Annotated in this window: 16 protein-coding genes; 5 read left to right on the top strand and 11 right to left on the bottom strand. The window is 50.4% G+C overall.

Annotation, left to right across the window (positions count from 1 at the left end; translation table 11 throughout):
• Positions 1 to 4 precede the first annotated feature (4 nt).
• Complete coding sequence (locus B5M13_RS21905) at positions 5 to 835, bottom strand: AraC family transcriptional regulator (RefSeq protein WP_245859435.1); 831 nt, start codon at positions 833 to 835, stop codon at positions 5 to 7.
• 202 nt (positions 836 to 1,037) lie between these two features.
• On the opposite strand from B5M13_RS21905, the gene B5M13_RS21900 reads away from it, so the two are divergent.
• The 4 genes from B5M13_RS21900 to B5M13_RS21885 all read left to right on the top strand — a co-directional run bounded on the left by B5M13_RS21900 (position 1,038) and on the right by B5M13_RS21885 (position 6,131).
• Positions 1,038 to 3,332, top strand: coding sequence for a DUF5703 domain-containing protein (locus B5M13_RS21900; protein ID WP_080057699.1), 2,295 nt, complete (start codon positions 1,038 to 1,040; stop codon positions 3,330 to 3,332).
• A gap of 119 nt (positions 3,333 to 3,451) precedes the next feature.
• Complete coding sequence (locus B5M13_RS21895; RefSeq protein ID WP_080057698.1) at positions 3,452 to 4,729, top strand: TolB family protein; 1,278 nt, start codon at positions 3,452 to 3,454, stop codon at positions 4,727 to 4,729.
• A 48-nt stretch (positions 4,730 to 4,777) separates the two neighbouring features.
• Positions 4,778 to 5,404: an outer membrane beta-barrel protein gene (locus B5M13_RS21890; RefSeq protein ID WP_080057697.1), complete on the top strand. Its 627-nt coding sequence runs from the start codon at positions 4,778 to 4,780 to the stop codon at positions 5,402 to 5,404.
• A 13-nt stretch (positions 5,405 to 5,417) separates the two neighbouring features.
• On the top strand, positions 5,418 to 6,131 hold the full coding sequence (locus B5M13_RS21885) for a hypothetical protein (RefSeq protein ID WP_155297313.1): 714 nt from the start codon (positions 5,418 to 5,420) through the stop codon (positions 6,129 to 6,131).
• 181 nt (positions 6,132 to 6,312) lie between these two features.
• Here B5M13_RS21885 and B5M13_RS21880 read toward each other — a convergent pair whose 3' ends face one another.
• The 5 genes from B5M13_RS21880 to B5M13_RS21860 form a co-directional block, all read right to left on the bottom strand.
• Positions 6,313 to 6,732, bottom strand: a complete 420-nt coding sequence (locus tag B5M13_RS21880) for a CBS domain-containing protein (RefSeq protein ID WP_080057695.1) — start codon at positions 6,730 to 6,732, stop codon at positions 6,313 to 6,315.
• A gap of 184 nt (positions 6,733 to 6,916) precedes the next feature.
• Positions 6,917 to 8,017: an NHL repeat-containing protein gene (locus B5M13_RS21875; RefSeq protein WP_080057694.1), complete on the bottom strand. Its 1,101-nt coding sequence runs from the start codon at positions 8,015 to 8,017 to the stop codon at positions 6,917 to 6,919.
• Between the two features lie 31 nt (positions 8,018 to 8,048).
• A complete protein-coding gene (locus B5M13_RS21870) occupies positions 8,049 to 9,500 on the bottom strand; it encodes a DUF1501 domain-containing protein (protein ID WP_080060031.1) in 1,452 nt (483 codons plus the stop codon).
• A gap of 32 nt (positions 9,501 to 9,532) precedes the next feature.
• On the bottom strand, positions 9,533 to 12,784 hold the full coding sequence (locus B5M13_RS21865; protein WP_080057693.1) for a DUF1553 domain-containing protein: 3,252 nt from the start codon (positions 12,782 to 12,784) through the stop codon (positions 9,533 to 9,535).
• A gap of 242 nt (positions 12,785 to 13,026) precedes the next feature.
• Positions 13,027 to 13,620 (bottom strand): RNA polymerase sigma factor, encoded by a 594-nt coding sequence (locus tag B5M13_RS21860; protein ID WP_080057692.1) that lies wholly within the window; start codon positions 13,618 to 13,620, stop codon positions 13,027 to 13,029.
• Between the two features lie 424 nt (positions 13,621 to 14,044).
• Between B5M13_RS21860 and B5M13_RS21855 the strand changes: the two genes are divergently transcribed.
• Complete coding sequence (locus B5M13_RS21855) at positions 14,045 to 15,067, top strand: LacI family DNA-binding transcriptional regulator (protein ID WP_080057691.1); 1,023 nt, start codon at positions 14,045 to 14,047, stop codon at positions 15,065 to 15,067.
• Positions 15,068 to 15,108: 41 nt separating this feature from the next.
• Here B5M13_RS21855 and B5M13_RS21850 read toward each other — a convergent pair whose 3' ends face one another.
• The 5 genes from B5M13_RS21850 to B5M13_RS21830 all read right to left on the bottom strand — a co-directional run bounded on the left by B5M13_RS21850 (position 15,109) and on the right by B5M13_RS21830 (position 23,508).
• The gene (locus tag B5M13_RS21850; protein ID WP_080057690.1) at positions 15,109 to 16,431 is read right to left on the bottom strand and encodes a M20/M25/M40 family metallo-hydrolase; all 1,323 of its coding nucleotides are present in this window, start codon (positions 16,429 to 16,431) and stop codon (positions 15,109 to 15,111) included.
• Between the two features lie 94 nt (positions 16,432 to 16,525).
• A complete protein-coding gene (locus B5M13_RS21845; protein ID WP_080057689.1) occupies positions 16,526 to 19,342 on the bottom strand; it encodes a M14 family metallopeptidase in 2,817 nt (938 codons plus the stop codon).
• A gap of 292 nt (positions 19,343 to 19,634) precedes the next feature.
• Positions 19,635 to 20,444, bottom strand: a complete 810-nt coding sequence (locus B5M13_RS21840) for a sugar isomerase domain-containing protein (RefSeq protein WP_080057688.1) — start codon at positions 20,442 to 20,444, stop codon at positions 19,635 to 19,637.
• Positions 20,445 to 20,461: 17 nt separating this feature from the next.
• The gene (locus B5M13_RS21835) at positions 20,462 to 21,346 is read right to left on the bottom strand and encodes an ROK family protein (RefSeq protein WP_080057687.1); all 885 of its coding nucleotides are present in this window, start codon (positions 21,344 to 21,346) and stop codon (positions 20,462 to 20,464) included.
• A gap of 20 nt (positions 21,347 to 21,366) precedes the next feature.
• On the bottom strand, positions 21,367 to 23,508 hold the full coding sequence (locus B5M13_RS21830; protein WP_080057686.1) for an outer membrane protein assembly factor BamB family protein: 2,142 nt from the start codon (positions 23,506 to 23,508) through the stop codon (positions 21,367 to 21,369).
• Positions 23,509 to 23,648: the final 140 nt, after the last annotated feature.

Genomic DNA, 23,648 nt, shown 5'->3' with positions numbered 1-23,648 from the left:
ATAGTTACATCGTCCAGGCCGTTTCGCGGTACTGTCCGGGTGGTATACCGAATCGGCGTTTGAAGAGCCGGGAGAAGTAATAAATGCTGGGAATACCAACAGATTCGGCTACCGCTTTTAACGCCATTGATGACGTTGTCATCAGGAGCTGGGCTCGTTCCAGGCGCTTATTGATGATGTAATCCGTCGGACGAATGCCTACAATAGTTAAAAATAGTCGTGAAAAATAGTCGACATTAAGATGGACTTTGGTCGCTAGTTGTTCAACCGTGAGCTTATCGTGTAAATGACTGTCGATGTATTGTAGTACCGACGCCAGTTGATGTATACCTTTCGCTCGTTGTCGGTCATCATTGTTCTCAGCCCCCAGAAAGCGGGAAAAAAGTTGCAATAATATACCATTCGTTTCGACAAACTGACTCAGCGACTGGCTCGGTTTGGGCTGGTTAAAACTAAGTACTTCAGGTCGGTTATCATATTCTTTCGGATTAGGCTGCTGGATTGTCCGACCGGGATTTTGGGCCAGAAGGCGTTCCATCAGGCTATAATCGACAGGCTCTGCTTTTACTTCATATAGTGTAGAGGTAAGGTCGTAAATAGACAGCCCCTCAGGCATTTCGTCGAAAAAACTGATATAATATTGCTCCAGAAACTGATCGCAGTGGTAGCGGCTATAGGTAAAACTGGGTATTAGGTAAAGATAACCGGGTTTTAATATGAACTTTTGCCCGTTATGCCAAACCCAGCCTTCGCCGTTGGTAATCAGGTATAACCGCGAAAATGGGCTGATCACATGGTCGTATTGCCAGCGCGAGTCAAGCTGTATGAATCCCATGTGTAATAAGCTTAGTCGGAGACTTTTAATGACGTCGAACATGAGTTGTTGGAAAAGACAAAGTCGGATTTCGACAAAAGAAAGCCGTTATTGTGAATTTACTAATCGGGATAGAACACGGATTTTTAGGATCGCTATGATTGGTATGATCTTTTGAAATCCTAATTGATCATACCAATCATAAAATCGGCGTTCTATTCTTATGAAGTATACCCACTTGTGCTTTCTGATTATATGCCTACTGGTTCACTCGGGTTTTGCCCAGTCCCCGTCGATCAAGGCCTATAATGTTGTCTGGACTAGTCAGAGCCGAAACTCGTCGGAATCGATGCCTTGCGGTGGGGGCGATATTGGTCTGAACGTATGGGTCGAAAAAGGCGATGTGCTTTTTTACCTGGCCCAGAGTGGTACGTTCGATGAGAACAACGCCATGCTTAAGCTGGGCCGGGTTCGGCTGAAACTTTCGTCTAATCCATTTCAGGGGTCCGATTTCCGGCAGGAGTTACACCTGGGCGAAGGGGGCGTAACCATTAGTGGAGCGAATACACAGGTATCGCTCTGGGTCGATGTCTTCAGGCCCGTAGTGCATGTGGATGTGCAGAGTGCCAAACCCATTAGCGTGACGGCTTCTTATGAATCCTGGCGGTATGTCGATCATTGGGTACAGGGTACGGAGTACCGGGCAAATTCGTACAAAGTACCCCCGAAATTTGATGTGATTACCCGAAAAGATGTGATTGATTTTCAGGGCAATGATATTCTGTTTTACCACCGTAATCGCAGCGACGTCGAATCGGTTTTTGACTATACCGTGCGGATGGAAGGGATGGCTTCTGTAAAAGATAGTCTGTTCAACCCACTCATAAACAATACGTTCGGGGGCATGATGCGGGGCGCTGGTATGAAACCCGTTGGAACCGATTCCGGTCTATATGTTAGCACCCGATACAAGGCATGGTCGATAGCCAGTCAGAAACCGATCCGTTCGCAGCCGATCGAGATTTTTCTCAACGGGTCACAATCGCCCACGCTTGATGCCTGGAAAGCCGAATTGGCGACTATCGTTCAGCAGGCAGTACAGAACCGCAAAACGGCTCGGCAGAAAAGTGTGGCCTGGTGGGGGCAATTCTGGAACCGTAGCTACATCGCCATTGACAGTAAAGACACCGCCGTAGCAGCCATTTCCCGAAACTATCAGCTATTCCGCTATCAATTGGGCTGTAATGCCTACGGCAAATGGCCGACGAAGTTCAACGGGGGCCTGTTCACCTTCGACCCGGAGTTTGCCGATACAAAATATGCTTTCTCTCCCGATTTCCGGCTCTGGGGTGGGGGTACCATGACCGCACAGAACCAGCGGCTGGTGTATTTCCCATTCGTCAAAAGTGGTGATTTTGATATGCTCAAACCCCAGTTCGACTTTTATCTGCGTTCGCTGCGGAATGCCGAGTTGCGGAGTAGGGTCTACTGGGGGCATGATGGAGCCTGTTTTACGGAGCAGATCGAAAATTTTGGCCTCCCTAACATCATGGAATATGGGCTAAAACGTCCTGAAGGTTATGATCCCGGTGTGGAGTACAATGCCTGGCTCGAATACGAATGGGAAACCGTATTTGAATTCTGCCTGATGATGCTGGATACAGAACGATACGAAGGTCGCGACATTAGTGAATACATCCCCTTGATTGAAAGCTGCCTGACGTTTTATGACGAACATTATCAGTTTTTGGCCAAACAGCGGGGCAGTAAATCCTTCGATGGGCAGGGGCAGTATATTTTCTACCCCAGTTCGGCGGCCGAAACCTACAAGATGACCTACAATTCGACCACTGTGATTTCCGCCTTGACAGTTATTCTGGACCGGATGCTGGAACTGCCCGAACGGTATCTGAACCCAAAAATCCGGGAGAAATGGGCAACCATGCGCAAACGGATTCCACCCCTGCCGTTTGGTGAGTACAACGGCCATAAAACGCTGGCTCCCGCGCAGGCCTGGGCCCGAATCCAGAATTCGGAAGCCCCCCAATTGTATCCGGTGTTTCCGTGGGGGCTGTATGGGATCGGCAAACCCGGTCTGGATGTAGCTGTTAATACCTGGACATACGATACGCTGGTGGTGAAATACCGGAGCCATGTCGGCTGGCGACAACATAATATTTTTGCGGCCCGGCTTGGCCTTACCGACGAAGCAGCCCGGTTAACAACCCTCAAATTCAAAAATGGCTCACATCGGTTTCCGACGTTCTGGGGGCCCGGCTTCGACTGGACACCCGACCATAACTGGGGTGGTTCGGGCATGATTGGCCTACAGGAAATGCTGATGCAAACCGATGGCCGAACGATTCGACTGCTACCTGCCTGGCCCAAAACCTGGAACGCAACCTTCAAACTGCACGCACCTTATAATACGACGGTGGAAGGCAAAATCGTAGATGGAAAAATACAGGATCTGAAGGTGACACCGACGGGCCGAGTAAACGATGTGATTCTGCCCTGACGTTTCCACTGGCAGGGCGATGGCTGAAGATCAACAAGTTAGTTATTGATTATTAGATAAGTAGTATCCCAACCTTTTAGCACTGACTGGGGTCTTTAAAACGTAAAACTACTGGTCTTATGATGAAGCGTTTACTGCTCTGGTCGATTGTATTTGCGTGTCTGAGCTCCTGTAGGGAGAATGAGGACGTTGCGGTTGATCCAACTAAACGGGTAAGACCAGTTAACCTGCAGATTGCTGTAAGTGGCACTGACTATACACTCAGTTGGCAGGAAGTTCGTATCATTTGCATTACGGCACCCTGCCCCGATATTGCGGATGTCGAAGCTGAAACCTATGACGTACAGATTGCCTCCGGCGAGTTAGGGCCGTTTCGCACGTATCAGACCCTAAGCGCTGACCAAAAATCAATTCGTATTCCAGTAGCTTCGGCTGGTGAGCAACTGGTTGCCCGGATTATATCGAACAACAAAAGTGCCCCTCCGGTGAACTCCAATGTGGTTATGGTCACAAACGGATTCCTATCGCAGTCGCTTTACTATCCCGGATTTGGAAGTTCAACAACTGTTATGGGAGGGGATGTGACAGCGGATGGTAAGAAGGCTACGTACTCGTTATCAATTGAGCAGGGTGCAGGACAGTACATTAATCCGCTGTATGTAGTTAACTTACAGAACGAACAGCCTGTTTCAACAAAGCTGGTAACCCAGCAGGGAGCGAAAGCGTCATTTTCGCGAGATGGCGGACAGCTTGCCTATCCTTCCAGAGCAGAAAATGGACTTATTATCTACGATATTGCATCCGAACAAACGCGAACCTTGCCTGTGCCGGATGCCGCCTGGATACAGGGAATAGACTGGTCGCCGGATGGTAAGTGGCTGGCGTTTTCCACCGTTTCCAATGAAGAATCCCGCCTTTGGAAACTAGCGGCATCGGGTGGTGCAGCAATTCCATTGACACCTGCGTTGCCCATCAGTGCATCAACCTATATTCGGCAAACCAACATAGACTGGTCGCCGGATGGTCAGTTTATCGCCGTTTCACGCGGTCGGAGCGGGGGAAATAGCCAACAGTGGCGGGGTGTTATTTCCTTGTACTCTCCCGATGGGGGTGGCGAGGTGAAATTTTTTGACGCGCAACCCGGCTGGGTCGATACAACGCCGTCGTTTTCGCCCGATGGTAAACGGCTAGCTTTTCTAAGTACGCGAACCAGTCCGTCGGCTACTGTCTATAGTCTATGGGTTCGGGATTTGTCAACTGGCAAAGTGCGCCAGATCAATATGTTACCCGGCCTGATTCCATCGGCCGATTACGCCCCCCGCTGGCTTGGTAATGAACGACTGCTATTTATGGGCACTCAGCAAGGAAAGCAAGGCTATTTTTCCGTATTCCTGTAAGGGGCCTCAAGGGCTAAACGAAGTGTATGTACTTTCCTGCCTACGTTGATGAAAGGTTATCTGAGTGTCATACTTATCGTACTGTCCTGGGATGGATTTGCCCAGAGCGGTACTGATTTCTACAAATACCAGCCGGACACAAGACGTTTTGTCGGCTTACGGGTGGGAGTTAATTATTCGCATACGGCTGTTCGAGCTTATAATATTGGGCCATTGGCTGGTATGCGGCCATTTGCCGGATTCTATATAGGAGGATTTTTTCAGAAAAACCTGCAGTCTGATCTAGTGTATAGGCTGGATGCAAACGTTCAGATGAAGGGGGTGCGGGTTTTGAATACAAGCGGGAATGTGGGTATCCAGGCCAAGTATTACTATGCCGGATTTACACCCCAGTTCGGTCTACAGCTTATGAGGCAGTTAACCGTGTATGCTGGTCCTGAATTGAATATAATGCTGGCGAAGCATGATGAAATTGGTCGAAATAGTTACCCCGTTGAAGTGGGTGCGACCGTTCGGCTCTTGTATTCTTTTCGGAACCTGGGAGTTGAGCTTAGTTATTTCCGCTCGTTTACCCAATATGATTTTTTAACGTTTGGCCAAGCCAGTACGGCTGGCTACCGTCATGACTTCTATAACCGTAATTTGCAGGTGGGGTTAGTCTATCGATTCAATTAAATGTGTGATCTGTGTGAAACATCTATTTACCGTTCTATGGCTCTTTTGTTCCAGCGCAGGCGCACAGACTAGTTTGTCAGAGCCTAACCGAGTTTTCGATTCAGGCAAGGAGCCAACAGACACCCTTGCATCACCCGTGCCAAACCGAACCCGGCTTATCAAGGCAGGATTGACATTGCCTTTATTTCGACAAAGTTCCTTTGCTCCCACCTGGCTAACGGCGGGTTTGCAGGTAGGTATGGAACAGAAAATGAAGAGTGGATTCGCTTTGGTTGGGAGGTTGGAGACGAATTATAGCTTTCAGAAGGGAATCCAGCTATACACCGTTGAAATGCCTCTTGGTGTGCGATATTATTTTTCAGTAGGAAGGCACATGCGTCAACGAGCCGACCGGCATAGCTTCTTTAGCCATTACGTGGCTTTCCAAACACACAATGTTCTGTTTGCAAATGCACAATACAACCAGGGATATCGAATACGATATGACTTGATGAAATACTCAAGAGGTCAAATGCTGGATCATATTGTGAATGAAGGAGAAGTAAATGAGTCCTTCTATTTTTTACAATATGGGTATTTTCAGGTTGGTAGCCAACTCCAATTAGGAGTGAATAAGTATCTGGATATAGATGCAACAATACCCATTTCGCCCTTGATCCATCACAGAGGATCTTATACTTTATCTACGCCTTCTCTGGTCACCATCCGCTATGGTCTTTTCTGGTAATGCTCGTAAAATCAGGAGTATGCAGGCTACAAATTCACCATGCATCATGGTCAATCAGGCTGTTTAACTGTCTATTACGCAAATCCTGATAGGACGAATAGGGTATAGTTCCAGACAACAACGCTGGTAGTGATGCCGGTTATGTATCACTGACATCACTACTCGTTAAGCAGGAATTGGACTAGTACTGATCGAGCAGGTACTGAATCAAATCGGTAGTTGTCACAATACCAACCAGTTTATTCTCGTCGTCGACAACGGGCAGGGCATGGAATTCTTCTTCGGCAAACACTTCGGCTACTTCCCGAATAGTCATACCGACGGGAATCGTCCGGGGCTTATGGGTCATTACCTGGTCAATCGTGAGTATCTGTAAAACGGCTTCGTCGGCATCTTCCTGGCCTTCGAACAGCGAACTGAACGTCAATCGGTTGACGTCCGTTTTGCTGATCATGCCAACGATTTCATTGGCGTCGATAACAGGCACATGTCTGATTTTGTGGTGATTGATGAGGTCAATAACCTGGTGGAGGTCATCGTTGAGGTTGACGGTGAATACCGTGCGGGTCATAATGTTCGAAACAGGCTCTCTGTGTTTCATAGTGCAATGGTTTAATTGACTCAAAGGTCAACCAACCGGCCTGCTCCAGAAATGACTTACCTCAAGACTCTTCCTGTTTTTGCTCAAATTGAGGCTCAATAGGCACTGGACTAATTTTTTTCGACAGGATTTCAATAGGTTAAAACCCAAACCTGTTTAATCTTGTTAATCCTGTCGAAAAAAATTACACGCGCTCCAGCTTGATGGGATAGGTTCGTTTGGCGTTCCACTGGCAGACGTATAGATTATGGTCTTCATCAACGCACACGTCGTGGCCGTGGTAGAACGTGTTGCCGTCCTGATAGAGTTGCTGGAGCGCTCCGTTTTTGTATTCAGGTTGTGTTCCGCCCGGATTTGACACCACTCGATTGTTCTTGTCCAGAATGGTCACAAAGCCTGAATTGTCGAATCGCTTGCCTGTTTCCCGTGATTTCGACCAGCATACACCCGCGTAAATGTTCTCTCCATTAATTACAGGCCGACAAACATACGCTCCGGGAAGTTGAACGGTTTCGAGGTATTTTCCGTCGAGGGTGAAGAATTTGAAGGCGTTGTCTTCCCGCGAGGTACAGATGAGTTTGGGGTTATTGGGTTGTCGTAGATCAACCGCTACTCCGTGGGCGTTGTTGAGGTTATGATCGGGATTGGCGTTGTTATGGCCTCCAAAATGGCGGATGTATTGGCCCTGATGATTGTATTGAATGATGTAGTCGGAACCATAGCCATCGGCCACGTAGAAATCACCGTTGGGCGCAACGGCAACTTCGGTCGGCATGAATTTCTGATCGGGTTTGTAGATGCCAATGGTCGACGGGTGACCAATGCTGAAGAGCAGGCTGCCATCAAGGGTTGTCTTGAAAATGCCACCCGATTGTGCGTGCCATTTGTTGTCGCGCCCAAAGAAATAGCCACAGTCCGTAATGAACAGGACGTCTTCGCCCCCTTCGCTGGCTAGCGTGAGGCCATGTCCACCGGGGTAGCGAGTACCCCACGAATCGAGCAATTTTCCCGATTTATCGTAGACCAGAATGTTGTTTTTGACCTCATCGTTGATCATAATCAGCCGCCCTTTCGAGTCTTTGACCATTTCATGGCAGTTAAACACAGGCGTTTTGGCTGGGTCGAGTATGCCCCATTCCTTATTGACGCGGTAACGATACGCACCATGACCAATCACATCACTGTCTGGATTTCGGGCGTAACCAATAAGATTGATTACCATCGAGCTAGCAACGGCTGCTGTTGACTGTTTAAGAAACGTTCGGCGGGTTTGAGGCTGATTCATTGGTCAAAATAAGGGTAAGGGTGATGGTTGATTACGCTAAAATTCCTTTCACAATTTTGCCTTCAACATCGGTCAGACGGAAGCGACGGCCCTGGAATTCGTAGGTTAGTTTTTCGTGGTCGATGCCCATCAGGTGGAGCAGCGTTGCCTGGAAATCATGTACATGCACGGGGTTATGGGCAATGTTGTACCCGAATTCATCCGTTTCGCCATAGGTAATTCCCGGTTTTACACCGCCACCTGCCATCCAGACGGTGAAACAGCGCGGATGGTGATCGCGACCGTAATTGTCCTTTGTCAGTTTCCCCTGTGAATAGTTGGTACGTCCAAATTCACCACCCCACACAACGATGGTATCATCGAGCAATCCCCGTTGTTTCAAATCCTGAACCAACGCGGCCGAAGGCTGGTCGGTTGCCTGACACTGACGACGGATTCCCTTGGGTAAGTCGCCATGTTGGTCCCAACCCTGGTGATAGAGTTGCACAAACTTGACATCCCGCTCCAGCAATCGACGGGCCATGAGGCAATTCGCGGCAAACGTTCCTGGATTACGGGCTTCAGGACCATATAGGTCAAATACCCAATCGGGTTCGTCGGATAAGTCGTTGACTTCTGGTACGGACGTTTGCATCCGAAAGGCCATTTCGTACTGAGCAATGTGGTTGGCTACTTCCGGGTCGCCGTAGAGTTCTTCCTGTACCTGGTTGAGGTCTTTGAGTGCATCGAGCATATAGCGTCGGTCGGCCGTAGTGTATCCCGATGGATTGTTCAGATACAATACCGGATCGGCACCGGATCGAAATTGCACCCCCTGATGTTTGGACGGTAGAAAGCCATTGCCCCAAAGCCGGGCATAGAGGGGCTGATCCTGCGGGGCATTTTTCGAAACCAGTACGATGAAGGCGGGTAAGTTCTCGTTGGCGGACCCCAGGCCATAACTAATCCAGGAGCCAATGCTGGGCCGACCGGCCAGTTGGTTACCAGTCTGGAAGAATGTCAGTGCCGGGTCATGATTGATCTGTTCGGTAAACATCGACTTGATAAAACACAGATCGTCGGTCACCCGGCTGGTGTGAGGCATTAACTCACTCACCCAGGCACCACTCTGGCCGTGCTGGGCAAAGGCATAGGGGGAGCGAACCAGCGGTAACGAGGATTGCTGAGCACTCATACTCGTCAGGCGCTGCCCTTTGCGGACCGATTCGGGCAGGTCTTTGCCGTGCATCTTTTCCAGATACGGCTTGTAGTCGAACAGTTCGAGCTGGGACGGACCACCGCTTTGACACAGGTACACAATCCGTTTGGCTTTGGGAGACCGGTGCGGAACAAGCGGAACGGACGACGTTGGCGACGGAGTCGAAAACAGATTTCCGGGCAGCAAAGACCCTAATGCCAGCGACCCCAGGCCAATACCCGCCTTTGTCAAAAATGACCGCCGGGTAAACGTATCGGCCAGACTTTGTATGCGTTTATCGTTCATCGTCATTAAGTTGTCATTCAATGACAACCTAGTTAATGTTTGGTAATAAATGCCTCTGAGTTCATAACCGTGCTGGCAACGACGGCCCCCGCAGCCAGCGCAGGTTTATCCGTATTTTCTGTCAGCTTGTATTCGCCTGCCTGCAACCAGCCGTTCATTTTGGCCGGATTTTTTTTGAATTTCTGGTATTCCTGCTCATACAATCGGTTCAGAATAGCCATTTCGTTCGGAATCGGTTTACGGCTTGTTAACAGACGGAACAGGTTTGTAAGTCGTTCTGAGCGAGTTGTGGAACGTGTAAATGAACGTTCGGCAACGACTTTAGCGGCTTCGACAAACTGCGGATCATTGAGTAAAACCAGTGCTTGCAGGGGTGTACTGGTTTTCTGTCGCTGGACGACACAATAGCTACGGGAGGGCGCATCGAAGGTATTCATCGACGGGGGCGGGTTCGTCCGGCGCCAGAACGTATACAAACTTCGTCGATACAAACTTTCGCCCTTGTCCTGCTCATAGGTGGTGTTGTTGACGGCCCATAGCCCTTCGGGCTGGTAAGGTTTTACGCTGGGGCCACCAATTTTAGCGGATAGCAACCCACTGGCGGCCAGCGCGTTGTCGCGAACCATCTCAGCCGTTAAACGCGACATTGGGCCACGCGACAGCCAGACGTTTTCCGGGTCTTGCCGGAGGCTTTCCTTCGTTGCGCGTGATGATTGTCGATAGGTAGCTGACATGACAATCAGCTTTTGCATGGCTTTCATGTTCCAGTTGGATTCCCGGAAGTTAATCGCCAGCCAGTCGAGGAGTTCAGGGTGGGAGGGAAGCCCACCCTGATTGCCAAAATTGTTGGATGATTTTTGTAGACCTGTACCAAAATAGGTTTGCCAATAGCGGTTGACCACTACACGGGCCGTCAGCGGATTGTCGGGGTGCAGCAGCCATTGGGCCAGACCGAGTCGATTGCGCGGGAAATTGGCTGGAAACGGTAAGATACTGGCTGGCACATCGGGTCGAACGCGTTCGCCGTGGGCGTCGTATACCCCGCGTTTGAGGAGGTATGTCGGGCGGGGCGTTTTCATTTCTTCCATCACCATCAGCTCAGGAACAGCTTCGACCTGCCGATTACGCTCGGTGCGTAGCTGCTGGAGGGCTTCCCGCTGTTGCTGATATGGAACCGATACGTTTGTCAGGTAATAGGTTAGCAACGCGTTAGGTTCCGATACGGTGGTAGAGATGGGTGAGCTACTACCCGACGATTGAGCCAGTAGGGTAACTTCCGGGGCCGTCAGCTCACGGTTGTAGACGACTAATTCATCGACCAGCCCGTTTTTGATGCCCGTACCTCGCATGTCGGCTCCTACCTGCAAACCGGGTTGATCCTTGCTCAGCGATCGGGCAAACGTAATGTCTTTATACAGGTTGTCCCGTTCGGTGGTCATGGGCATTTCCCGGCCATCCAGATACAGCTTCAACCCATTGGCTTTACTCGATCCATCGTAGGTCATGGTGAGATGAACCCATTTTTGTTTGGGGAGGGGTTGCTGGCTTACCCGATTGATGCTGTTATACGGCCAGGTGTGCGCCATCCGAAGTTCGGCTTTCCCATCGCGTATATTCAGGAAATACCCTCGGAAATTGTAGAGAATATCGCCCTGACCTTTGTGCAGAATGACCCCTTTATTCAATCCGTTCGGAATGTTGACCCAGACGCCAATGGAGAAAGGTTGTGCACGGTTAAAGATGCCTACTTTACCTAAATTCAAAATGTCATCGCCATTGGATTGGAATGCCTGCCCGAACTTTCCGGCTGCCAGTACCGGATCGACGACGGTGCCTTTATCGACAGGCGATACCTCGCTGACAAACTGGCCATTAACCAGCTTGTCGAATGTAAACCGGGCCTGTAAACCTTTCTTTGGGTCGAATGTCACGGTATTATGATTAGCAGCTTTCCACTTTGCAAGGCTCCGTTTTTCGGTCGATATAATTTTGTTTAACGACTGTTCGCCCGTTTTGATGCGAGTATCGATGAAGGCCAGCAAACTATCCTGTTTTTTGTCGGAGAGGAGCATGGTTGGCACGGGCATGGCATCGTCCCAGGAGATTTGCCCGATCTCATCGACGTTGTTAAAAAAGGCGAACAGACTATAATAATCTTTCTGCGAAATGGGGTCGAACTTATGGTCATGGCAGCGGGCGCATTCGACGGTAAGGCCCAGCATGGCCGTGCCGAGTGTGTTGGTTCGGTCGGCAACGTATTCGACCCGGAATTCTTCGTTGATAATCCCCCCCTCCATGTTCTGCGAATGATTGCGGTTGAAGGCCGTAGCCAGCCGTTGTTCGTGGGAGGTCGGGTCGTTGTTGCGATGGGGAAGCAAGTCGCCAGCCAGTTGCCAGGTCAGAAACTGGCTGAATGGCTGATTACGGTTGAATGCCTGAATCACCCAGTCGCGCCAGGGCCACATGGGTCGGTAACGATCAACGGTGTAGCCGTGCGTATCGGCATAGCGAGCCAGATCGAGCCAGTCGACGGCCATTTTCTCGCCATAGTGGGGCGATTGTAGTAACCGATCGACTACTTTCTCATAGGCATTAGGCGAATGATCGGCCAGAAACGCGTCGATTTCATTGAGCGTAGGAGGTAATCCGGTTAAGTCGAGGGTTACCCGGCGGAGCAGCGTTTCCTTGTCGGCTTCGGGCGAAGGTTTCAGTCCCTTTTCGTCCAGTTTGTGCAAGATGAAATAGTCAATCGGGTTTTTAGGCCAGCGGGTATTGGAAACGGTCGGCAACTCCGACTGTTTGGGTTTGATCAGCGCCCAGTGGGGTTTGTATTCGGCCCCCTGTTCGATCCACTTAACGAGAATTGCTTTTTCGTAATCCGACAGAACCCGGTTCGAGGCTTTGGGCGGCATCATCTCGTGTTCGTCGGTCGTGATGATCCGGTGATAGACTTCACTGTTCGCCAGATTGCCCGGAACGATGGCATGTTTACCGTTCGTTTTTTTCAAAGCCGCCAATGCCCCTTCGCGGGTGGCTAGTTCCAGCCCAGCTTTCTGACTATTCTTGTCGGGGCCATGGCAAAAGAAGCATTTGTCAGACAGAATCGGCTTAACGTGCAGGTTATAATCGACGGTTTCGGGTAGCTTATCAGCCAATTGGAGAATGGCTACAGGTTTGTCGACATGGCTACAGCTTTGCAGGAAACCGACAGCACAACAGCCAAGCAGGCTTGCCAGCAGTACTAGATAGGGGTAAGTAAACGGTATCGGCGGTATTCGTCGCATAAACTCCCGGATAAGTGGTTGACGAACAGCTAATCAACAATATAGTCGTAAAAAGCTATCGGTCAGGTACGAAATACGTATTGACTAATCGGGAGCAAAAATAGGATTTAAACCAGCGACGATAAATACACAAATAAGAGATTGTTTTACACAAATCCGACGTGGAGAGTAGTTGATGATTGAATGAAAGAATTGTTGAATGATTGAATAAAGGCTGGCGCAAAAAACGACAATTCAATCATTTAGGCAAACGCCTGCGTGCGTAGGGTTGATTTCATGGTTCCCAAAGCCCGATACAGGAAATTGGCGACGGTTTGGCGCTCTACATCCATCATCTGGGCAATGGTTTCGTTCGATAGACCCTTGTAAAATTTGAGAAAGATAACTTCCTGCTGCCGGGCTGGAAGCTTGTCGATGAGTTGCCGCAGGCGATTTTCTTTTTCCGTACTGAATTCGTCAAGTATCCAGTCGCTTTCATACGTACGGCCGTCGGTTAGCAAGGCACCCGTTGCCTCCCAGTCTTCCAGCAGCGTTTCCCGACCCGTTTCTTTTTTGAGTAGTCGAAACAGGTTGTTGCGTAAGGCTTTGATGAGGTAGATGGTCACATAGTCGGTTTCGACCACATTGGCCCGCCGATACCAAAGCTCCAGAAACAATTCCTGAATACAGTCTTTGATTAACTCGTGATTCTGGGTAAAGCGGGTAGCATAGGTAAACAGCACCCGGTAACGCTTCTTGATTAATTGATTGAACGCCTGCCCATCACCCGCTTTGAACCGGAGCCAGAGTTGAGCAAGAAGAACTTCATCAGTAGGAACAAAGGCCAACCTAGCCATAATCGTATGTCTGGAAAAGGGTAAACGAGCTATACTGTGTGAAACAGCTTTTGGCAGAAGAGTCGCTATTTATTAAAGCTGCTTTGTGGCTTATCGCGATAAAGTACAATTCTAGGCTAAAAGGCTATGGAATTGCGCTATGCCCGAAAAGTTATGCTTAAGGCTATTCTTCTGGGTATTATATACTAATATACCCTCTTAGTACAACTTGTCAAGGCGAATTTCCCTTTAATTGGACTTGTTTTTATGCAATCGATTCCGCAAACGCTACCGCAAACGTTTGCATAAAAGAAACCTAGACTTAAAATGTTTAAATTTTTTTAAACTAACTTATTGCCTGGTTTTGCTGATATTTTAGTTAGTTTAAGGTATCTTGAGGAGACTTTCTTCTAAAAGTTATACTTGATAATCGCGTTCTGTCATCATGAAAAACACCCCTGTTACGATAAAGGATATTGCCCGTTCGCTGAATATCTCGATCTCGACCGTTTCACGGGCGCTACGCGGTATGCCCGAAATTCATCCCGATACGCGAAATGCGGTGTTGAAACTGGCCGAAGAGCTGGATTATCAGCCGAACCAGTTAGCTAAAAATCTGGCCAAAAGCCGGACCAAAACCATCGGGGTTATTGTCCCGAATTTGAGCTATTACTATTTCTCGGCCATGCTCAACAGCATCGAAGAAGCTGCCTTGCAGGCGGGCTATAGTGTGCTGGTGTGTCAGACCAACGAATCGTATCTACGCGAAATTACCAACATTCAGAACCTAATGCGAAGTCAGGTGGAGGGGTTTATTATTTCCTTATCGCGCGATACAGACAACTACGAACATGTGGAGCGGCTCGTTCGGAAGAACATTCCACTGGTGTTGTTTGATCGCTATGCCGAAAGCATCAATGTCTCGAAAGTGATTGTCGATAACCATGCCGCTGCGTTTAAGGCAACCGAACACCTGATCGAGAATGGTTGCCGACGGATTGGCTTTCTGGCGGGGCCTACGCAACTGGTTCTGAGTAACCAGCGGATTGCGGGGTATAAGGCTGCACTGGAAAAGCATGACTTGTGGGCTGGCGATAAATACGTGTTTCACTGTGATTACACGACCGAAAGCGCCATTATGCAAACGCTGGCGATGATGAGTCTGCCTCAGCCTCCCGACGGTGTGGTGATCATTAGCGACCGGATGGCGTTTTCGGCCATGTATGCCATGAATCAGAAAGGCATTCGGATTCCCGACGATGTGGCGATTGTGAGCTTCAATAACGAACCCGTATCAGCCCTTTTTTCGCCTACGCTGACCAGCATAAACCAGCCCATTCAGGAAATGGGGACGGAAGCCGTACGGTTGCTGCTCCGCGAACTCGATGCTGTTGATGAGAACGTGCCGAAAGAAACGAAAGTCATGGAAACTCAGCTTATGGTGCGAGGATCGTCGTTGCGGAAATAGGTTTTCTGATTCAGGCGTGTGCCAGCCTGAATCAGAAAAATTCAATACCCTGCTTCGGCCAGCAGTACCAGTAAAATTCGCTCCAGACCCAGAACGCCTTTGTCATTCAGCCACCACTCTTTGAGTGAATGAGCATTTGCTCCTGTTCCACCACTGCCGATAGTAATGGCTGGAATTCCTTTGGAAAACGGACCGTTGGCATTGGTCGAACTGGCGTTTAACTTAGGTTCGCCTTTGAGAAACTTGGAGGCCGCCATGGCTCGCTGTACGATTGGAGTGGTTGGCTCGGTACGGCCCGAAGGACGGTCGCCTACGAGTTTAACATCGACCGTTAGGTCAGGCCCCCGGCGTTTCATGGCGTTTTCTTCTTTGAGGGCTTGCTGAACGGCAACCTGAAGGAGTGCGTCGATACCTTTCAGTTTCTCCGGGCTTTCAGATCGCATATCCACTTCCATCCACGATTCATACGGAATAGCGTTCACGGAAGTGCCTCCACCAATAACACTCACGCTATAGGTTGTTTTCACGCCCTCTTTGGTAAATTTATCGGCTTCGGTGGTAAAGTGATAAATGGCTTTGCCCAATGCACCATGCGGATTAACGATGCCAAACGCGCCATACGAATGCCCGCCTGGTCCTTTGAACGTAATTCGGTAGCGATGCGAGCCCAGTCCCCGGTGGGTGATGTTCGTATAGCCATCTCCATCCACAGCAATATAGGAGTCAATTTTAGGGCCACCGGGCCGAAGTAGGTGCTTTACTCCGCGCAGATCGCCTAACCCTTCTTCCCCAACAGCCCCGACAAACAGGATAGTTGCATCGGTCTGAATGTTCGTTTGTTTAAGGGCTTTCAGGATGGTCATCACGGCAGTAAGTCCACGGGTATCGTCACCAATGCCGGGTGCATACAGCGTATCGCCTTTCTGCTTCACCTTCACATCGGTTCCGGCCGGGAACACCGTATCGAGGTGCGCTTCTACGACGACGGTTTTCCTGCCTGAGCGACCTTTGCGGGTAGCCAGCACATTGCCTACTTCATCAATCCAGACCGAATCGGCTCCGGCTTCCTTCATCAGAGCGGCAAAGGCTTTGGCCCGCTCGGTTTCCTTGAATGGGGGCGAGGGGATTTCGGTCAGCGTAATCAGCGTTTTTTTGGTTTGAGGTTCCCAGTCGGTAAAGAGTTTAAACGCCGACTGAACGGCCGGTTTTTTAGCGAGGGTACTGATTTCGGTCGTGTACTTCGCATCGATGGGTACTACCTTCTTCGACTCTTCATCATCCGCTTCTTCCTGGGCAAAAAGATAATGGCTAGTGCTGCTTAGTAACAGCGTACAAACGAAGGCTACTTTAATCAATTGATTCATAGATAAGATAGTAAATAGAACGCAGATGGTTTAACCATCTGCGTTCTATTAGCAAAATATGAACGGGATTGCCTGACGGGATCAGTTGATTCTCTTAATGTTCGCTGATAACATCACTGGCCTGTGAGCCGCTTTTGCCGGAACTATACAACTGGTTGAACAGCAGTTTGAAGGTGCCATGCGACTGAGCCCGGAAGGTAATTTCGGGACCGAAGGCATACAGTTTACCAGCACCCACCGGAGCCATGAAAGCCGCTACGCCATCCTGCAAATAGGCCTGACCCCACGCCCAGCCACTACGTAATGGCTTGTTGGTGGCAAACCAGGCCAGTGGTGTAACCGTTCCTTTGGCAATGGCTTCGGGAGCCAGTTTGAAGACCGGACTGGCATCGAAGTATACATCCGTCAGCGTCGACAGACCATAGGTTGCCTGCTGGGTAGAGTCAACGGTCACTTGCAGCACACTACCGGGGATGTAGTATTTCTCACCGGGTAGGGGGCGCTCCTGACCGGAGGAGGTCATTTCCATGAGGGCGTTTTTAACGGGTAGGCCGAGGTGGTAGGCCAGGTTCGTGCTGGAGCCAATGGTCACGATGTTTCCTCCGGCTTCCAGGAAAGCCTTGAGCTGAGGAATGGATTTGGTAGGGGTAATCTTTCCTAACCACGGACGATATTCAGCTGGCGTGTTCTCTTCTTTCGGTTCACGTTCGAAGCCACTGAATGGGTCATTTTCGCCACCACGAAGCGCCGGAATAGCCCGCGTTACGAACACAATCACGTCGAATTTCTTCCGCAGATCACCCGCGTCAATGTCTTGTGGGTAGACCACTTTCATCGGAAAATGATATTGTTCCATCATCCAGCGAATCCAGCCCGACGGCATCGAGCCACCGTAGGTATCCCACAGCGCAATCCGCATGGGCGATACTTTGATCATCGAAGCAGTGGGCTTTTTGGATACGCCCGTTACATTGAGGTTCAATTCTTTAGCTGATTTATCGATAATCGATTTCGCCTTTGCCGATGCAGGAACAAAGAACGTCCCGGCTTCTACGGTAGGTTTGCCACCTGTTCCATTGGGCAAACGATAGACATCGATACCCGAAGCCAGCAGGTCGTTGACGGCGATGAACGAGTTGTTCGTTTTAGCGCTCAGCAGATACCCCGCACTGGCACTTCCGGCAACGTGGCCTTCAGGCGACTGGAGTTCACCATAAGGTAGTTTTTTGAAGGGACCATCGAAGCTATCCAGAATCCGGTCGAATTTAACGTTCATCAGGTAAGCGGGTGTCCAGCCAGCGGCATCATAGGGTCGAATTGGAGGGCCACCGGGATACTGGAAATCGTTGGGGTGATCCTGGGGCTCGAACATATCCAGCAAGTGCGGACGGAATGACTGATCAGCCTTCACAACATACGAACCGGCTGGATACTTCTTGCCGGCTACGGTAAAATCGGCGGTAGCCTGTTGAATTTGAATCCCCGTCCGAATCAGCGCATTAACGAACTTAACGGCTGTTGAGAAATCAGGCTGGTTGGCCGGAATGATGAAGCCACGCGGGTCGCGAAGCGTCTGATTAGTCATGATGGTATCATAATACTTGATCGGCATACCCCCTCCGCGTGGCATCAGGCCATATTGATTGGCCGATGCAGTGGCTGGCTTTTTAGGATCAGCCTGAAACGCGGTATTGATGGCGTCGATCTTCTTGGGCGACAGGCTCCAGGTGTCCTGACTACCGCGCTCGATAGAGTTCTTACCCATCCGGTAGATGTTGAACAGCAATTCGTCGCGGTGACGGCTCGCATAATCCAGCACGGCGTAGTTCAGCGATACCGAGTAATCAATCGACTGTTTGAAATGCCATTTCTGCGGCCGAACGGGCAGTGGTGTATTCCCATTCGGAATTAATCGGCTCGGTACGAGGGGAACATCTTCAGGGGTTGGGCCCCCGATGATTTCGGTTAGCAGCCCAATCATGTTGTGGAAGTGAGTCGTTGTCCGTAGCCCACCATTGTACCAGGTCGAGAAAACCGACCCACCCAGACGCGTATATCCCGGCTTGTTTTCGGTATTCATCCGGTTGATCATAGCCGCCCCCAGTGCATCGATCCCCGTAACCATCAGCGGATCGAACACGTAGTTGAACGGATCACGGTACGGCGGCCCTGCCAGCACTGAACCGGCTGGCCCGCGCTGGTGGTGGTTGTACATGATTTGTGGGAGCCACTCGATGAATAGCTGACGGCCAATATTCTGGGTTTCTTTCAGGTTGAGCATGAAGAAATCCCGGTTGTTGTCGTGGCCCGCGTATTTTTCATACAACCGGGGCAGGTTTTCCAGCGACCGTTTTTCGGGCTTGGGATCACGCATGTACCAGTTGGTGACGAGTTCCTGTCCGTCGGGATTGGCGTGAGTGAGCAGGATGACGCAATTGTCCAGAATCCGCATGGTTTCGGGGTCTTTGCGGCTTACCAGTTGCCAGATGGTTTCGATCAATTGATGCGTGCCCACAACTTCTGTAGCGTGCAGGCCCCCATCGATCCACACCACCGCTTTGCCCTCGTTGGATAAGGCACGAGCCTGTTCCTCCGAAAGGCCTTCGGCGCGGGCCATTTTTGTCGAGATCTCTTTGTAGCGATCTAGCTTTTTGAGGTTTTCGGGCGACGATACGATGAGCATGAACTGATGACGACCTTCTTCAGTCATGCCAATGTCAACCAGTTTTGTCCGGTCGGAACCTGCCGCCAGTTTTTTTACGTAGGCTTCGGTTTGGGTGTAAGTCGCCAGTTGGTAATCGTCGCCGATGTTAAAGCCAAAATGTTCTTTTGGCGAAGGTAGGGTTTGGGCTAAGGCTGTACGTAAACCAGCAGTTAGCAGCACAAGTACTAAGTAAAGAGAAGAACGCATTTGTTGACGGATTGATTGGGTTATATAGACGCAGTTTAGAAGTTGCCAGGCAGGAGGTAATGCAAGTAATGCAGAGGTGGTAAGCTATATAGCAAAATCGAGTTCAATTTAACTTATAGTATTTTAGGGAAAGCTATCAGCGACAAATAATATTTCTAATAATTCATTAATTGAAATATATTCTTCCTTTGGTTCTATTCTATGGCTTATATTACTCCGTATTGTCAGATGTAAGCATCTGACAACACGGGAGACTACAGGGCGCTGCGACATACACATACATAAAGCGTACTTACAAGTCAGCTCGTTCGCTTACGTAGGAGGGGAAACCTACTTGCGCGTATAAGGTAGCCAGTCGGTGGGCGTGCTCGTCGTAGGCGCTTTCGAATAGCGTAACGGCTCGTTCTGGCCCGACAACATTAGCCGCTGATAATACAGTTGGTGGATAGCCTGCCTGCGTTAATAATCCAGCCACTTCAGCTTTAATGCAGTTGACAATCACGGCACCACCGACTGTAGAACCGGGCGAAACGGGCGTATCGAGACCAGGAACGTCGACCATTGCATCGCCTACCGGGGCGCCCGTGTCGAGTACCAAATCGGCAAAATCGCTTAGTTTTTTGCCATCCTGTCGTTTGCTGGTGCTTTTTTCGGCATGTTGCCGTGTTAGCAGGGCCACGACTTTGATACCACGTTTCTGAAAGAGTTCGGCCATCTCGATAGGCACCACATTACAACCACTTGACGAAATGACCAGCGCCGAATCCTGTTCGGAGAGATCGTAGTTGCGAAGAATCCGGTCGGCCAGGCCGGGTACATTTTCGAGAAACATGGCCTGCCGTTGCCCATTGGCGCCAACAACCAGGTTGTGAAACGAGAGTGACAGCTCAACAATGGGGTTGAAACCCGAAAACGACCCATAGCGGGGCCACATTTCTTCGACCATAATACGGCTATGACCACTGCCAAACAGGTGCACCATCCGACCTGCCAGAATCGTTTGACTAAACCATTGGGCCGCCTGTTGAATGGCTTCGGTCTGCTGTTCGGCAACGTCCAGAATGGCTTGGGCTTTCTGAATATATTGAGACGTTAGAGACATGATTGTAAACCGTAAATTTAATCAGTAAAGCGAGCTGCAGCGCCGATGGCCCCGGCCCAATCTTCGAAATGCGCTTTGCATAGGGTAGTTTTCTTTCCAGCAGGGCGCCATTCGAACAGATCCATGAAGGCTTGTAAAGGTGTAAATAAAGCGTCGTTGGCCTGGGTAATGCCTCCGCCTAAAATGACCACTTCGGGCGAAAACAGGTTGGCTATAGAGGCAATGGCTACCGCCAGCCGACGGACGGAGGTGAGCCAGACAAGGGCTGCCAGAGGCTCACTAGCGGCATAACCTGCTACTAGTTCGTGCGTAGTCTGATAACGGCCATACGAACGACGGCTAACGGTCGTGTTGCCAATGGCTTCTTCCAGACTGCCGGGTAAGTTGGTGATGCTGAGGTGGTCGCTATCGGCATCTACCGTTATGTGGCCGATGTGCCCGGCCATCTGATAAAACCCCTGATAGAGTTGCCCACCCACTAACAGGCCTCCCCCAACACCCGTTCCGAGGGTAATGAGCGCGGCATTGGCGATGTTCCGGGCGGCTCCAAAACGAGCTTCGGCCATCATAGCAGCATGCGCATCGTTGAGTACATGGACCTGTTCGTTGAGGAAGCTTCCCCAGTTGAAGCCTTCCAGCCCCGGTAATCGACCGGGCATACACGCAATAGCCGAATTATCGACCGTAGGTAAGCCGGGTGCGGCTAGCCCAACCCCCTGAATCGGCTCGGTCGTGGTCGCTTTTAGTTCGTGGACAATTTGATGAACAACGGCTTTCCAGCTACCCGTTTCACTGTCATTAGTCGGTACAATGCGTCGCTCCAATACCTCACCCGTATGCCTATCCATCAACACGCCTTTAATGCGTGTACCACCCAGGTCAATGCCAATCGATTGGCTCATAATTAGTGAAGCGTTTCGGTTTAGGGTAAAGCAAAGGCTACGTAGCTATCGCCTTTGGGGGCGCCAAGTTTGGTGCCTCCGCAAGCCAGGGCAATATACTGTTTTCCATTGACCGAGTAGGTACAGGGGGTTGCAAATGAGGCCGCCGGAAGCTTTGTTTCCCAAAGGAGCTTGCCCGTTTTACGAGCGAAAACCCGTAGCATGGCATCTTTCGTGCCGGCAATGATCACCAACCCACCGGCTGTAATGACCGGCCCACCGTAACTCTCCGAACCCGTTGGGGACTGGCTGTTCAATTCGGGATAGTTGCCCAGTACGGTTGTCCACACGTATTCGCCAGTGTTCAGATTAATGGCGTTCAGCGTTCCCCAGGGTTGTTTCATGGCTGGGTACCCGTTCTTGTCGAGAAATTTGCTGTAGCCCGAAATCTGGTAAGAGGCTTTGGGTTGGGTTGGGGTTCCTTTTCGGGCTTCGGATGAGGCATTCATGCCGACTTCCTGCTTTTCTTCACCAAACAAAAAAGCCAGTAATTCCTGCTTCTGCATTGTCGACAGACCCGTAAAGGCGGGCATCATGCCCTTACCCGTCGAGATGACATTATCGACATAAGCCCGGTTTCGCCGTTTACCGATATCGACCAATGATGGATAGCCACTGGCTGGATTGCCTTTGCGCTCAGCACCGTGACAGGACGCGCAGGTCGTGGTGTACACCCGATGACCCGGACTGAGTTGGGCAAGCTGATCGTTCGACAGTTTCTTATCGAGAGAAATCAACCAGGCCATTTCGTTACTGTTGATGTACATAATGCCGTTAGGGTCAACGGCTGCTCCTCCGTATTCCGCTCCGCCATCGAGACCGGGGTAGATGATCGTTCCTCGTTTGCTCAACGGGGTAAAGGGGCCTTCGTTTCGGCTTCGGCGAAGGCTTTCGATCAACTCCTGCCGATTGGCAGCCAGTGGGTTAACGTCTGTTTCAGGGAAGGATTGACGGGCATAGGGGGCTGGTTTTGTCGGGATGGGTTGAGTTGGCCAGGCTTTTTCTCCGTCAACATCTGAAGCAGGGACTGGTACTTCTTTGATGGGAAACAGCGGTTTGCCTGTTACCCGATCAAATAAAAAGACATACCCCTGCTTGGTTGCCTGCGCAACCGCATCGATTTTCTTTCCGTTTTGGGTGACTGTCAGTAAGTTTGGTGGAGCAGACGCGTCGCGGTCAAGGATATCGTGGTGCACAAACTGGAAATGCCAGCGTCGTTTCCCGGTTTTGGCATCAAGTGCCAGCAGACAGTTTGCGAACAGATTCTGTCCGAGCCGATTGCCGCCGTAAAAATCGAAAGCCGCCGAGCCGGTTGGCACATAAACAATGCCCCGTTGCCGGTCAATCGCCATGCCCGACCAGTTGTTGGCAGCTCCTACATCTGTATTCTTGTACGTGTCTTTCGGCCACGTATCGTAGCCAAATTCACCCGGATGCGGAATCGTATGAAATACCCAGGCTAATTCTCCCGTCCGAATATTGAACGCCTGGATGTTTCCAAGGGCGGCATCGGCTGCTTCCGACAGACGCATCGGCATGATGATCAGGTCGCCGTAAACGGTGCCGGGGGTATTGGAGATCACGAACTTATCTTTGGCCGTTGGGCCCAGTCCCGCTTTCAAACTTGTCCGGCCCTGCTCACCAAAGGAGGGAACAGGTTTGCCTGTGGTGGCCTCAATAGCGTAGAGCCAGGGCCCCCGTGTAAACAGAATCCGTCGATCGGAGCCGTTTTCCCAGTAGACAACACCCCGACTGGTACTCTGCGAACGGACAGAGCCTTTAAGTCCTGTCGTGTCCTGCCAGGTCCAGAGTTTTTCGCCTGTGGCGGCATTGAGCGCAAACGGCTGGGTCGTTGCCGTCATGCCATACAACACCCCATTCTTGACAATTGGATTGCACTGGACCTGCCCCGAATCCAGCGTATGGTATTGCCAGGCCATCTTCAGTTGGCCCACATTACTGGTATCAATCTGGCTGAGGGTTGAATAGTGGCTACGGTCGGGACCACCCAGGTACTCCGCCCAGTCATCACCCGAACCCGGTGGATCAACGGAGGACGTTAAGGCAGCCGCTCCGAATAGTGTAATCGACGCTAATGTGAGAGGTAGGTAAATACGTTTCATAGGCCGTGAAAGAGCGAAAGAGTGAAAGAGCGAAAGAGTGAAAGAGTGAAAGAGCGAAGGTATACTTTTAGTCCTTCGCTCTTTCACTGGTGCGCCAGCCCGGTCATTCACTCTTTCGCTCTTTCACTCTTTAATCATTC

The sequence above is a fragment of the Spirosoma aerolatum genome (assembly GCF_002056795.1).
GTDB lineage: Bacteria > Bacteroidota > Bacteroidia > Cytophagales > Spirosomataceae > Spirosoma > Spirosoma aerolatum.
This window is presented reverse-complemented; position numbering and strand designations above follow the sequence as displayed.

Coding starts and splice junctions, on each gene's coding strand:
- B5M13_RS21905 (WP_245859435.1), bottom strand. CDS start 835: ATGGGATTCATACAGCTTGACTCGCGCTGGCAATACGACCATGTGATC.
- B5M13_RS21900 (WP_080057699.1), top strand. CDS start 1,038: ATGAAGTATACCCACTTGTGCTTTCTGATTATATGCCTACTGGTTCAC.
- B5M13_RS21895 (WP_080057698.1), top strand. CDS start 3,452: ATGATGAAGCGTTTACTGCTCTGGTCGATTGTATTTGCGTGTCTGAGC.
- B5M13_RS21890 (WP_080057697.1), top strand. CDS start 4,778: ATGAAAGGTTATCTGAGTGTCATACTTATCGTACTGTCCTGGGATGGA.
- B5M13_RS21880 (WP_080057695.1), bottom strand. CDS start 6,732: ATGAAACACAGAGAGCCTGTTTCGAACATTATGACCCGCACGGTATTC.
- B5M13_RS21875 (WP_080057694.1), bottom strand. CDS start 8,017: ATGAATCAGCCTCAAACCCGCCGAACGTTTCTTAAACAGTCAACAGCA.
- B5M13_RS21870 (WP_080060031.1), bottom strand. CDS start 9,500: ATGAACGATAAACGCATACAAAGTCTGGCCGATACGTTTACCCGGCGG.
- B5M13_RS21865 (WP_080057693.1), bottom strand. CDS start 12,784: ATGCGACGAATACCGCCGATACCGTTTACTTACCCCTATCTAGTACTG.
- B5M13_RS21860 (WP_080057692.1), bottom strand. CDS start 13,620: ATGGCTAGGTTGGCCTTTGTTCCTACTGATGAAGTTCTTCTTGCTCAA.
- B5M13_RS21855 (WP_080057691.1), top strand. CDS start 14,045: ATGAAAAACACCCCTGTTACGATAAAGGATATTGCCCGTTCGCTGAAT.
- B5M13_RS21850 (WP_080057690.1), bottom strand. CDS start 16,431: ATGAATCAATTGATTAAAGTAGCCTTCGTTTGTACGCTGTTACTAAGC.
- B5M13_RS21845 (WP_080057689.1), bottom strand. CDS start 19,342: ATGCGTTCTTCTCTTTACTTAGTACTTGTGCTGCTAACTGCTGGTTTA.
- B5M13_RS21840 (WP_080057688.1), bottom strand. CDS start 20,444: ATGTCTCTAACGTCTCAATATATTCAGAAAGCCCAAGCCATTCTGGAC.
- B5M13_RS21835 (WP_080057687.1), bottom strand. CDS start 21,346: ATGAGCCAATCGATTGGCATTGACCTGGGTGGTACACGCATTAAAGGC.
- B5M13_RS21830 (WP_080057686.1), bottom strand. CDS start 23,508: ATGAAACGTATTTACCTACCTCTCACATTAGCGTCGATTACACTATTC.